Consider the following 11,677-nt stretch of genomic DNA (forward strand, 5'->3'; position numbering starts at 1 on the left):
TTGGGTCACCTCTTTTCTCCAAAACCGCTCCTCTCCTTTTCTTGCCTCCATCCCCTTTTGGTCACCTCTTTCCTCCACGCTCCTTCCCTTTTCTTGTCTCCATCCTTGTTTGGTTACCTCTTTCCTCCACGCTCCTTCCCTTTTCTTGTCTCCATCCTTGTTTGGTTACCTCTTTCCTCCACGCTCCTTCCCTTTTCTTGTCTCCATCCTTGTTTGGTTACCTCTTTCCTCCACCCTCCTCCCCTTTTCTTGCCTCCATCCTTGCTTGGTTACCTCTTTCCTCACCGCTCCTCTCCTTTTCTTGTCTCCATCCTTGTTTGGTTACCTCTTTCCTTACCGCTCCAATAAGCAACCACAACCAACACCAGCAATCCTCCCCATCTGCACACGCAAAAAACTGCCACAAAAGTCATCTAACCTTTGTGACAGTTCATATAAACGATTAATTTCCTACACTTTGAATAAATCGGCCAATTCGTTTGATTGATTCTTCTAAATTATCCATGGATGTCGCATAAGAACAACGGATGTGTCCTTCACCACCAGCACCGAATACATTACCAGGAACAACGGCCACTCGCTCTTCATATAGCAGCTTTTCGGCAAATTGTTCAGACGTTAGGCCTGTTGATTTAATCGATGGGAAGGCATAAAAAGCTCCTCCAGGTGTGTGACAAGTTAAACCAATTTCAGCACATGACTTCACGAAAAAATTCCGGCGCTGTTTGTAAGATTGTTTCATCCGTTCCACATCATCCATGCCACTCTTTAAAGCTTCTAATGCTCCATATTGAGCCATCGTTGGGGCACACATTAAGCTGTATTGATGAATTTTGAGCATCGCTGCTAATAAATCGGGCGGAGCCATAACAAATCCTAATCGCCAACCAGTCATCGCAAAAGCTTTTGAAAAACCGGAAATTAAAATCGTACGCTCCTTCATGTCTTCTAATCCAGCAAAGCTAACATGTTCCTCGTCATAACTAAGCTCCGCATAAATTTCGTCCGAAAAGACAAGTAAATCATGTTCAATAACGAGATCGGCAATTTCCTGTAAATCCTCTTTGCCCATCACCGCACCAGTTGGGTTATTTGGGAAACAAATCATTAAGGCTTTGGTTTTATTTGTGAGCACCTGCTTGATTTGTTCAGCCGATACTTTAAAATCATCCTCAATTTTTGTTCCAACTGGGACAGGAACACCACCAGCCATTGAAATGAGTGGAGCATAAGAGACAAAGCTCGGCTCAACAACAATTACTTCGTCGCCTTCATCTAAAATCGCTCGGCAGCCAATGTCGATAGCTTCACTCGCACCAACAGTCACAAGAATTTCTGATTCTGGATCGTAATCAACATCAAAACGATTGAACATATACCCAGCAATGGCTTCCCTTAATTCCATAATCCCCGCATTTGCTGAGTATGCTGTGAATCCCCGTTCCATGGAAGAAATACTCGCTTCTCGAACATTCCATGGTGTGACAAAATCAGGTTCACCCACACCTAAGGAAATCAAGTTATCCATTTTGGAAGCTAAATCAAAAAAACGACGAATTCCTGATGGCTGAATGCTCTCTACACGAGATGATAAACGTTTTTTGATGTGTGTCTGTGTCATGGTGTCACCACAATTCTTCTATCTTCTTCCCCTTCTTCAAATACAACTCCATCATGTTTATATTTTTTTAATTGAAAGTGAGTTGTTGTTGATAAAACGGAATCAATCGATGATAGTTTTTCTGAAACAAAACGAGCTATTTCATGCATCGTTTTTCCTTCAATGACAACTTGTAAGTCATAAGCTCCTGACATTAAATAAAGAGCTTTCACTTCTGGAAATCGATAAATTCGCTCGGCTACTTCATCAAAGCCAACGCCTCGTTTTGGGGCGACTTTTACATCTATCATTGCTGTAACTGGTTCAGAAATATCAACCTTGCTCCAATCAATCACAGCGGAGTAATTTAAGATCACTTTATTTTGTTCTAATTTTTTTAAAATACTTTTCACTTCATCTTCTTTTAAGTCAACCATCTTCGCTAAAGTATTAAAGTCTACACGTGCATTTTCTTCCACAATTCGAAGTACTTCCAATTCTTTTTCGTTCATTATTCTCTAATCTCCTTCCATAACAAAACGATATGGATTCCTTTATTTTTTCTATCATACCATAATCAACGCATTGAATTAATCTTCTTTTTTGAATCTTCCCTCGACTTCTTTTCGTGTTTTATATTAAGATTTAATGGATATAATTTGTATACCCATATGAAAAAAAGATATTATCCCTTAAGCAAAGATTCGACTATTAGGAGTGTGATTCATTATCGTTACGAACACAACAACTAAAGACCATAAACTAGCCTTATTAATTATAGATATGATTAACGATTTAGAGTTTGAAAGTGGGGATCAATTATTAAAGTATGCTCTCCCTGCTGCTCACGCAATCAAAAAAATGAAAGAAAAAGTAAAGGCAGAAGGGTTTCCTGTTATTTATATAAATGACAACTATGGTCAGTGGCAATCTGATTTTAGACATTTAGTTCGACATTGTATCGATGGAGATTCTCGTGGAAAAGCTTTAGCGGAACTACTCAAACCAGATGAAGATGATTATTTTGTCCTTAAACCACAATTCTCTGGTTTTTTTGGCACCCCATTAAATATTTTGTTAGAGCATCTTGGTGTCGATACCCTTATTTTGACGGGAGTTGCCGGAAATATGTGTGTCCAATTTACAGCAAATGATGCTTATATGTACCACTACAAGTTATATATCCCGTCTGATTGTATTGCCTCTGCCGACAAAAAAGAAAACGACCTAGCTATCGAGACGATGCGGCAAGTGAATAAGGCGGATGTTCGTCCCTCCACTGATTTTTCATTAAAACACTTTTAATTCGATTTTAACGAAAAAACCTAACATGAATGTCTCCATTCTTGCTAGGTTTTATAGTTTAAGCAAATACTTGCTTCAGCGAGTCTTTATCGTGACCAAGCCAATAGTTCATTAACTTTTTAGCTCCTTCTAAATCATGAAGTTTCGCTTGACCACATTGTTTTTCGGTCGCAGCTGGCACTTCTTCAATATCTAGGGAATAATTCATCGTTTTCTCAAGCACATCAATAATCTCTTCCACTGATGGCGCGCCACTCATAATTAAGTAAAAGCCTGTTTGGCAGCCCATCGGTGATAAATCAATCACATCAAAATGGGCATACTCTTCGGCATATCTCCGGATATTTAATGCGAGTAAATGCTCCATCGTATGAATAACATCTGGTTTCATCGCTTGTTTATTCGGTTGGAAAAAACGAATATCAAACTTATTGACTTCACCATCTGTACCAATTTTAATCGTTCCACAAGGACGAACGAATGGTGCTTTTACAATCGTATGATCCAATTCAAAACTTTCAACTGTCGGCATGCTTCCACTCCCTATATATTCAGAATTTTTTATCTTCTGTCTAGTATATATAGAAAGCTCTTCGATTGGCAAGCCTTGTGTAACTGCTTGGGAAATGTTCGAATCCCCTTACATTTTCATATTATTTCTTTGTCGATATTTCTTCCTTTTTTAGCTCATGTGCTTCTGCAAACATCCGGGTTCGACCTACAAAGTTCTCAGGTTTAAAACGGTGCAATCTCATTTGCTTGCCGTCTTTTTTCTTAACAAAAATCACATTCCTTCGCCCTAAATCGATAAACTGAATGAGATCAATTTCTTTAGCATGTGCCCTCTTTTCAAACAGACGATACTTCAATAATTTGAACTCCATTCTAATCTCTTCTTCTTCAAAAAAAAGTTCATATTGAATCATCATCGCCGCTGCATAAACAAAAAGTAAAGCAAAAGCGATATATCGAAAATTAGACTCTAATAAATTGGCATAAGGTAAGGTAACGATAAATAACAATATCCATAAAAATTTTGGCTCACGTGCCATATAATGATCTTGCATAATTCCTCCAATTATAATTATTCTATTTACTAAGTCATATGGTAACATATTTTTAGGACTTTCGTTTAGTCTTAGCTTGTTTTCGGGAATGATAAATTTGTATCTCCCTATCGATAATGGACTCTTAAAGAAGGAGCATAATATGGACAAACAATTTTGGCGTTACTTAATTCACCATCTCAAAAAAGACCCGATATTAGATTGGGCCGCAACTTTAGCGTATTATTTTATGCTATCCATTTTTCCATTATTAATCTTTTTAATTGCCCTTATTCCGTATTTTAATGTAGACATTACCCAAATCGAAGCGATTATTAACGATTTTATCCCTCAGGCCTTAGCGGAAATCATTACAACCATTGTTCTGGATACGATTGGTGAACCACGAGGAGGCTTATTATCGATTGGGGTCATTGTTACTTTATGGTCAGCCTCTAGTGGCATTAATGCCTTTGTCCGAGCCATTAACCGCTCCTATAATATTGAAGAAACGCGTAATTTCCTCCGTCAACGATTATTGTCCATGCTTATGACCTTTGGTATTTTATTTATGATTATTATTACCTTATTGCTCCCAGTGTTTGGAGCGACGATTATCAATTTACTTGAGCAAATCTTTTTCTTACCTGAGCAAATAACCGTTCTTTTGAACATACTTAGATATGTCATTGCGATTATTTTAATGATTTTAGTGTTAATTGTTTTTTATTGGATTGCTCCGAATATTAAAGTAAAGATTCGCAATGTCATATGGGGAGCCATCTTTGCAACGATAGGTTGGCAGGCGATTTCATTTGGATTTTCGTTTTATTTAAGCCATTTTGCAAACTATTCAGCGACCTATGGCAGCCTTGGAGGCGTTATTATTTTAATGCTTTGGTTCTTCTTAACAGGGATTATTTTAGTTATCGGTGGTCAAATTAATGCCGCTCTTTATGAGAGTAGAGAGAAAACGACAACAATGCAGATATCAGATTTAAAAAGAAATGAATAAATCATGTATATTCCTCTGCAAAATGGACATGATGGTACCAGTATGAATTATGAATTAGTCTTATTTTGAGGAGATGACAAAATGAACAAAACCGAATTAACTCAAGCTTTAGCGGAACGTACTCAATTATCAAAAAAGGATGCTAGCTTAGCAGTCAATACTGTTTTTGAACTTATTACTGAATCAATGTCAAAAGGAGACACTGTTCAATTGATTGGATTTGGTAACTTCGAAGTTCGTGAACGTGCAGCCAGAAAAGGCCGTAACCCACAAACTGGTGAAGAAATTGATATTGCCGCAACAAAAACTCCAGCATTTAAAGCAGGAAAACAATTAAAAGAAGCAGTAAAATAATAGGTTTATACAAAGCGACGAGCCCATATTTTGGGTTCGTTTTTTCAGTTAGAGGTACACAAATACGTAGCAAATGGGTTCTACCATATTGTAAACTGATATTCTTTTTTAAGTTGACAATAAAAATAAAATCTTTTATTCTTTTGTTAACAATTAAATAAAAAGGGTGGACATTCAAGATGACAAAAGCTTCTTCTTTTAAAACCATTGACCTCGTATTAATTCCAATGTTTGCCGCCTTAATGGCTATTGGAGCCAATTTAACAGCCATGCTCGTAATTGGCGGCGTCCCGATTACATTGCAAACTTTTTTTGCGATTTTAGCTGGTGCTTTATTAGGAAGTAAACGTGGGACATATGCCATTCTCGTCTATCTAATCGTTGGACTTGTAGGGTTTCCTGTCTTTGCCCAGTTTCACGGTGGATTAGCGATCCTTTTACGCCCAACTTTCGGTTTCCTTTTATCTTTTTTACTCGTTGCTTATTGTACAGGTAAATGGATTGAAAAAAGTAAAACAAAACTCTTAGTACATTTATAATTGCTTCTTTTATTGGACTCATTACCACTTATGTTATTGGTACAAATTATATGTATTTTGCCTACCAGTTTATTGCCGATATTGACGCTATAAGTTATTCCGTCGCTTGGCTATGGATGCTCGCACCAGCGATTAAAGACATTATCCTAACATTCTTTGCCGCTCTAATCGCCCAGCGTATTTACCACTCAGTAAACGTAGGCCAAAAACCATTAAAGAAAAAAATGACCGCTTAATTGCCTTTATTTTTCCTACTTTTTTGAGCCTTAACAAAAAGAGACGGTCGCTAAGCTGCTCTAATTAGAAGGAACCTCGAGTTGTTTTATAACTTCTCGAGGTTCTTTTATTTATGGCAGGAGGTGTCTTTTTTTCGAGTCGTGGACAATTTATGACCGGTGAAGCGATATTCCCTGATTATAGTTAGGATAATAGAGAATTAGTAATGGAAATTGGAGCTGGGGCAGATTAGAGTGCGTATTCATCTGATTTGGTAATCAAATTTCAACCTAGGCCGAATTACGGTGCGTATTCATCTGATTTGGTAATCAAATTTCAACCTGAGCCGAATTACGGTGCGTATTCATCTGATTTAGTAATCAAATTTCAACCTGAGCCGAATTACGGTGCGTATTCATCTGATTTAGTAATCAAATTTCAACCTGAGCCGAATTACGGTGCGTATTCATCTGATTTGGTAATCAAATTTCAACCTGGGCCGAATTACGGTGCGTATTCATCTGATTTGGTCAATCAAATTTCAACCTGGGCCGAATTACGGTGCGTATTCAACTGAATAGAAAAAAAGAAGCTGAACCCTATCATTCGGTCAGCTCCTACCCTTTTATTTTCGTTATTAAAACATCATCGCGGCAATCCAGCCAAATATAATAAGGGGAATATTATAGTGGAGAAATGTCGGGACACATGTATCCCAAATATGATTGTGTTGACCATCCGCATTTAATCCCGCGGTAGGTCCTAGCGTACTGTCTGAAGCAGGGGCTCCGGCATCTCCAAGTGCTCCGGCAGTTCCAATTAACGTAATGATTGCCATCGGACTAAAACCAACAGCCATTCCTAGCGGTACAAAAATCGTCGCTAAAATCGGAACAGTTGAAAAAGCAGAGCCTATACCTAGTGTTAAAACTAAACCAACGATTAACATCAAAAGAGCTGTCGTTGCCTGACTTTCTCCGACAATATTTAAAACCTGTTCCACTAAAAGCTCAACATGGCCAGTTGCACGAATCACTTCGGAAAAACCAGCCGCACTAATCATAACAAAGCTAATAAAAGCCATCATTTTCATACCATCTGTTAAGACTTTATCTGAGCCGCTCCATTTTAAAGCACGTGTTAAATACAAGACGATAATCCCAGCCAAACCTGCTAAAACCATAGATTCAGAGATTGTTTGAACAACTAGTGTAACGAAAATCGCTATTAGAGAAGCAATAATGGACCAAATGTAGGCCTCTACACTTTTTTCCTCTTCGTTTGACTCCGTTTCTGTGATTATCTCCTTTTGTTCATACGTACGAGATTTTCGATAGCTTATAAAGACTGCGACAAGCAGCCCTAAAAACATCCCTGCAACCGGGATAACCATGGCTGGAGTGACTTGTGACATCGTAACGTCAAGGCCATTTTGCACAATGTTTTCCACAACAATCCCTTGGAACACATAGCCGAATCCATAGGGTAATAACATATATGGAGCGATTAAACCGAATGTTAAAATTGAAGCGATTGCTCGACGATCTATTTCTAATTGGTTAAGAATTTTAATAATTGGAGGTATTAAAATCGGGATAAATGCAATATGAATCGGAATGATATTTTGTGAGAAGCAGGCGATCATCAGTAAAAAGAAAAAAATCAAAGCTTTTGATAAATTTTTTCTCGTTGAATCTGAATTTTTCCCCACTAATTTAATGACGAATTTCACCATCGCATCCGGTAAGCTTGTTTGTGAAATCGCAACAGCAAAAGCTCCTAATATTGCATAGCTTAACGCAATCGATGCTCCTCCACCTAGTCCTTCAGAGAAAACTTGCATCGTCTCTTGTAAACTTAAACCGGCTGTTACCCCTCCAACAATGGAACCTATTAAAAGTGCCAAAACAACATGGACACGTAATAAACTTAAAACGAGCATGACTACTACAGCAATTAAAACAGCATTCATTTTCTACATCCCCAATCCTTTATCTTGCTAAATCACTAAAATATAATACTATGCTACAGTAACATTGTCACTTTTAGAATGTCAACCATTTTTTCTTTCGTCTGATAAAGGGATAACGTAATAAAGGATATAGAAATTTAAATATTTAGCTCCTATTTACTCTTTTTCTAGTGTAAAAATAGTAATCATAGATAACCTTGAAACCAAATTTTTCATAAAGGCAGAGAGCGGCTTTATTATCTTGAATGACCTGTAAATATACTTTCTTACATCCTACTTGAATACCCCATTTAAAAAAAGCATGTAACAGTAACGTCCCCCACCCTTGTTTTCTAGCTTCTTTTTTCGTCACGATATTATATAGTCCGATAAACTCGTCGTCCTTACTCGCCAAGCCTGTCGCAACTAATTCATTTTTATTGAAAATTTGGATATAGAGTATTTTTTGCTTACTCAGCGATAACATCTTTTTTAACGTCATCATTTCCTCATTCTCCCCACCACTTAACATTTGAAAACCCTTTAACCACTTATCAACATCTACTTGAACAACATTTACATTTGAAGTTTGAACAACAATTTCTCCATTAAATGTTAAATCTGCGACTAGCACACTTGAACGGTTAACCTTTTGATAACCTTTTTTATTTAAATGATTCGCCAAACTGACTGACTTTTTTCCTTCCACTATTTTAAAGGATGCTTCTAAACCTTTTGTATAATAATAGTCCTCCACATAACCAATTTGTTCATTGATATTTTCCGTCTCTAAATCTGTTATTAGATGAACCGAATTTGCCCTTTTGGTATAACCATTTGCATAACGTAGCAACCAATTTTGATACGCTTCTGTCGATAAAGCTGGTATCGCCTCTCTCGTTAACTGTTCTAAATGCTCAACGGATAATAGATCATTCATATCCTCATCCCCCATTTTTTATTCAAATAATGAATAATAATACATTATTATAAATAAAAATACAATTACAACCTAAAAAAAATCGCCCATTAATTGGACGATTTCCCATATTATGAATGAAAACGACTTAGGAAAGATTGCAATCGCTCACTTTCTGGATTAACAAGTACATCTTCTGGTTTTCCATACTCGGCAATTTTCCCCGAATCAAGAAAAAAGACTCGGTCAGCAATGTCGCGGGCAAAATCAATTTCATGCGTGATTAAAATCATCGTTGTTTCTCCATCGGCTGCGATATCTTTAATCACTTCAAGCACCTCTCCTACTAACTCAGGGTCAAGAGCCGCCGTTACTTCGTCAAACAACATCACTTTAGGTTTCATTACTAAGGAACGTGCAATGGCGACACGTTGCTGCTGACCGCCTGAAAGCTGAGAAGGGTAAGCATCGACTTTATCACCTAGTCCAACTTTTTCAAGCATTTCCTTTGCACGGGCGACCGCCTCATCCTTATTTATACCAAGGACATTTATCGGGGCAACGGTACAATTTTTTAAAATCGTCATATGCGGAAATAAGTTGTATTGCTGGAATACCATTCCGATATTTCCTCTCACTTTACGTAAATGCTTTTCATCGGCAGGAACTAGTTCACCATTTACTTCTTTATGCCAAAGCATTTCACCATCAACCTCAATCGTTCCAGATGATGGCTCTTCTAATGTCATTAACATCCGAATAATCGTTGTTTTTCCTGAACCAGAGGGACCAATTAAGGCAATTTTTTCTCCTTTGGCAATATCTAAATCCAAATTATTCAAAACAGTCGTTTCACCAAAAGATTTACTAACATTCTTATAACGGACAATCGGATTTTCAATCACTTGTTCTTGCTTTTTCTTTTCTTGATTTATCGTTTGTTCACTCATGCTTTCACTCCTCTTTGTTGAATAGGATCTTTTTTATCGACTTTGCCAAACTTTTTCTCTAAATAACGAATAAAGAGGGCAGAAGGATAACTTAAGACTAGGAATAGGAATCCGACAATCGTAATGGGTTCCACATAACGGAATGTTTGACCTCCAATCGATTGGGCAACTTGTAGCATTTCAACAACAAAGATCGCTGATAACAATGGAGTTTCTTTAAATAAGACAATTAAGTAGTTCCCTAACATCGGAATGACCGGTGGAATCGCTTGTGGCAAGATGACTTTTCTCCATGTTTGAGCTCTTGTAAAATTAAGAGCCTTACTTGCTTCCCACTGACTTTGCGGAACCGCATTAATACCCGAGCGATAAATTTCAGAAATATACGTACTATAATGTAAACCAAGAACAATCGCACCTGTTTGAAACCCGTTCAAGCTAGTCGCATAATAAACAAAAAATAACTGAACTAAAGGTGGTGTTGCCCGAATAAATTCAATGATTCCAGCCGTAATTAAGGAAACGATTTTGATGTTTGAACGCCTGATCAAAGTTAGAACAAGACCGACTGTTAACGCAATAAAAAAGGCGATAAACGTTACGCTAATTGTCACGCCAATGGCTTTGATAATATGAGGGAAGACTTCAAATGCGAATCCCCAATCCCATGCATTCGTATTCATGTTGTACTCACCCCTTTAGATGCACGTTTTTCCAACCATCTTGCTAAGAAGATAAGCGGAAGAGCTAATAAGAAATAAAGAATGAGTAAATAAGTAAATATCTCCACCTGTGCAGAAAGTGAGGTATTGCTACTTCTAAGTAAAGTCGCTCGGAACGTCATGTCAGACAATGAGATAATCGAGACGAGTGAAGTTCCTTTTAAAAGTTCAATCGCATTGTTACCAAAACCAGGTAGCATTAGCCGAACTGCTTGTGGCATAATAACGAACCTCATCCGTTGCCATTTGCTCATATTTAAAGAAATAGCTGCCTCCGTTTGACTGTGTGAAATCGATAACACCGCTCCACGAACAACCTCTGATGCGTAGGCACCATAATTTAATCCTAAGGCAAGTGCACCAGCTATAAAAGCTGACATCGATAAACCTGGAATAATAAGTGGCAATGCATACACAAAAAAGAACATTTGAACAAGCAAGGAAGTTCCCCGAAACAGTTCAACAAAGGTCGTTGCAAGAAACCGAATAATCCCTAACTGAGATGTACGTCCAAGCCCTGCTACAAACGCAATAAAATAAGCAATTACAGCGCCGAGTAAAAACACTTGTACAGTTACTTCTAGCCCTCTTAATAGAATGGGTATAAAATAAGATGCGTTTGAAAACATTATCTCACTCCTTATTTATAAAGCGGAGTCCGTTTGCTCAGAAGCGAGAAAAAATAAGAACAGCTGATGAAGACGCTTTTTGTCTTCATTCAGATGGGCGATTTTTCTCGAGCTTCTAACGGACGTAGCTGGATTGATATAAAGCGAAGCCTGTTCGTTCAGAAGCGAGAAAAAATTAGGGGCGGCTGATGAAGACGCTTTTTGTCTTCACTCAGACGAACCGATTTTTCTCGAGCTTCTAACAGGCGTAGCTAGATTGATTATAAAGCGAAGCCTGTTCGTTCAGAAGCGAGAAAAAATACAGGACAGACTAAAAAGTCGCTTTTTGACTTTATAGACTGGCCGATTTTTCTCGAGCTTCTAACAGGTGTAGCTAGATTGATTATAAAGCGAAGCCTGTTCGTTCAGAAGCGAGAAAAAATCAAGGACAG

13 protein-coding genes and 1 pseudogene are annotated in these 11,677 nt (G+C 37.7%); 5 read left to right on the plus strand and 9 right to left on the minus strand.

From position 1 onward, the window contains the following. Positions 1 to 442: 442 nt before the first annotated feature. Positions 443 to 1,621, minus strand: a complete 1,179-nt coding sequence (locus BALCAV_RS19065; RefSeq protein WP_003322727.1) for an aminotransferase — start codon at positions 1,619 to 1,621, stop codon at positions 443 to 445. After that, complete coding sequence (locus BALCAV_RS19070; RefSeq protein ID WP_003322725.1) at positions 1,618 to 2,112, minus strand: Lrp/AsnC family transcriptional regulator; 495 nt, start codon at positions 2,110 to 2,112, stop codon at positions 1,618 to 1,620. Before BALCAV_RS19070 ends, BALCAV_RS19065 begins: the two co-directional genes overlap by 4 nt. Positions 2,113 to 2,383: 271 nt before the next feature. Here BALCAV_RS19070 and BALCAV_RS19075 point away from each other — a divergent pair, with 271 nt between their 5' ends. Continuing rightward, the gene (locus tag BALCAV_RS19075; RefSeq protein ID WP_003322724.1) at positions 2,384 to 2,905 is read left to right on the plus strand and encodes a cysteine hydrolase family protein; all 522 of its coding nucleotides are present in this window, start codon (positions 2,384 to 2,386) and stop codon (positions 2,903 to 2,905) included. 58 nt (positions 2,906 to 2,963) lie between these two features. Here the strand turns inward: BALCAV_RS19075 and BALCAV_RS19080 are convergent, their stop codons facing one another. Together BALCAV_RS19080 and BALCAV_RS19085 are read right to left on the minus strand one after the other, a co-directional pair. Next, entirely contained in the window at positions 2,964 to 3,437 is a 474-nt protein-coding gene (locus BALCAV_RS19080) for an S-ribosylhomocysteine lyase (protein ID WP_003322723.1), read from the minus strand. 121 nt (positions 3,438 to 3,558) lie between these two features. Beyond that, the gene (locus BALCAV_RS19085; protein WP_003322722.1) at positions 3,559 to 3,972 is read right to left on the minus strand and encodes a hypothetical protein; all 414 of its coding nucleotides are present in this window, start codon (positions 3,970 to 3,972) and stop codon (positions 3,559 to 3,561) included. A gap of 142 nt (positions 3,973 to 4,114) precedes the next feature. Here BALCAV_RS19085 and BALCAV_RS19090 point away from each other — a divergent pair, with 142 nt between their 5' ends. From BALCAV_RS19090 to BALCAV_RS19105, 4 genes and pseudogenes are all read left to right on the plus strand, one after another. Further along, entirely contained in the window at positions 4,115 to 4,966 is an 852-nt protein-coding gene (locus BALCAV_RS19090) for a YihY/virulence factor BrkB family protein (protein WP_003322721.1), read from the plus strand. Positions 4,967 to 5,047: 81 nt separating this feature from the next. Continuing rightward, on the plus strand, positions 5,048 to 5,320 hold the full coding sequence (locus BALCAV_RS19095; RefSeq protein WP_003322720.1) for an HU family DNA-binding protein: 273 nt from the start codon (positions 5,048 to 5,050) through the stop codon (positions 5,318 to 5,320). Between the two features lie 179 nt (positions 5,321 to 5,499). Further along, positions 5,500 to 6,095, plus strand: a pseudogene (locus BALCAV_RS19100) (biotin transporter BioY). 302 nt (positions 6,096 to 6,397) lie between these two features. Beyond that, positions 6,398 to 6,652 (plus strand): hypothetical protein, encoded by a 255-nt coding sequence (locus BALCAV_RS19105; protein WP_160173442.1) that lies wholly within the window; start codon positions 6,398 to 6,400, stop codon positions 6,650 to 6,652. 60 nt (positions 6,653 to 6,712) lie between these two features. On the opposite strand, the gene BALCAV_RS19110 is transcribed toward BALCAV_RS19105, so the two are convergent. The 5 genes from BALCAV_RS19110 to ehuC form a co-directional block, all read right to left on the minus strand. Beyond that, positions 6,713 to 8,047, minus strand: coding sequence for a Na+/H+ antiporter family protein (locus BALCAV_RS19110; protein WP_003322716.1), 1,335 nt, complete (start codon positions 8,045 to 8,047; stop codon positions 6,713 to 6,715). 145 nt (positions 8,048 to 8,192) lie between these two features. After that, on the minus strand, positions 8,193 to 8,966 hold the full coding sequence (locus tag BALCAV_RS19115) for a GNAT family N-acetyltransferase (protein WP_003322715.1): 774 nt from the start codon (positions 8,964 to 8,966) through the stop codon (positions 8,193 to 8,195). Positions 8,967 to 9,076: 110 nt separating this feature from the next. Beyond that, positions 9,077 to 9,895, minus strand: coding sequence for an ectoine/hydroxyectoine ABC transporter ATP-binding protein EhuA (ehuA, locus tag BALCAV_RS19120; protein ID WP_003322714.1), 819 nt, complete (start codon positions 9,893 to 9,895; stop codon positions 9,077 to 9,079). Further along, the gene (gene ehuD / locus BALCAV_RS19125) at positions 9,892 to 10,578 is read right to left on the minus strand and encodes an ectoine/hydroxyectoine ABC transporter permease subunit EhuD (RefSeq protein WP_003322713.1); all 687 of its coding nucleotides are present in this window, start codon (positions 10,576 to 10,578) and stop codon (positions 9,892 to 9,894) included. The genes ehuA and ehuD overlap by 4 nt, the downstream gene beginning before the upstream one ends. After that, positions 10,575 to 11,246, minus strand: coding sequence for an ectoine/hydroxyectoine ABC transporter permease subunit EhuC (ehuC, locus tag BALCAV_RS19130; RefSeq protein ID WP_003322712.1), 672 nt, complete (start codon positions 11,244 to 11,246; stop codon positions 10,575 to 10,577). The genes ehuD and ehuC overlap by 4 nt, the downstream gene beginning before the upstream one ends. Positions 11,247 to 11,677 lie beyond the last annotated feature (431 nt).

The sequence above is a fragment of the Alkalihalobacillus alcalophilus ATCC 27647 = CGMCC 1.3604 genome (genome assembly GCF_000292245.2).
Taxonomy (GTDB): domain Bacteria; phylum Bacillota; class Bacilli; order Bacillales; family Bacillaceae_D; genus Alkalihalobacillus; species Alkalihalobacillus alcalophilus.

What these genes read in the sequence shown, in the direction of transcription:
- BALCAV_RS19065 (WP_003322727.1), bottom strand. Translation starts at nt 1,621, where the DNA reads ATGACACAGACACACATCAAAAAACGTTTATCATCTCGTGTAGAGAGC.
- BALCAV_RS19070 (WP_003322725.1), bottom strand. Translation starts at nt 2,112, where the DNA reads ATGAACGAAAAAGAATTGGAAGTACTTCGAATTGTGGAAGAAAATGCA.
- BALCAV_RS19075 (WP_003322724.1), top strand. Translation starts at nt 2,384, where the DNA reads ATGATTAACGATTTAGAGTTTGAAAGTGGGGATCAATTATTAAAGTAT.
- BALCAV_RS19080 (WP_003322723.1), bottom strand. Translation starts at nt 3,437, where the DNA reads ATGCCGACAGTTGAAAGTTTTGAATTGGATCATACGATTGTAAAAGCA.
- BALCAV_RS19085 (WP_003322722.1), bottom strand. Translation starts at nt 3,972, where the DNA reads ATGCAAGATCATTATATGGCACGTGAGCCAAAATTTTTATGGATATTG.
- BALCAV_RS19090 (WP_003322721.1), top strand. Translation starts at nt 4,115, where the DNA reads ATGGACAAACAATTTTGGCGTTACTTAATTCACCATCTCAAAAAAGAC.
- BALCAV_RS19095 (WP_003322720.1), top strand. Translation starts at nt 5,048, where the DNA reads ATGAACAAAACCGAATTAACTCAAGCTTTAGCGGAACGTACTCAATTA.
- BALCAV_RS19110 (WP_003322716.1), bottom strand. Translation starts at nt 8,047, where the DNA reads ATGAATGCTGTTTTAATTGCTGTAGTAGTCATGCTCGTTTTAAGTTTA.
- BALCAV_RS19115 (WP_003322715.1), bottom strand. Translation starts at nt 8,966, where the DNA reads ATGAATGATCTATTATCCGTTGAGCATTTAGAACAGTTAACGAGAGAG.
- ehuA (WP_003322714.1), bottom strand. Translation starts at nt 9,895, where the DNA reads ATGAGTGAACAAACGATAAATCAAGAAAAGAAAAAGCAAGAACAAGTG.
- ehuD (WP_003322713.1), bottom strand. Translation starts at nt 10,578, where the DNA reads ATGAATACGAATGCATGGGATTGGGGATTCGCATTTGAAGTCTTCCCT.
- ehuC (WP_003322712.1), bottom strand. Translation starts at nt 11,246, where the DNA reads ATGTTTTCAAACGCATCTTATTTTATACCCATTCTATTAAGAGGGCTA.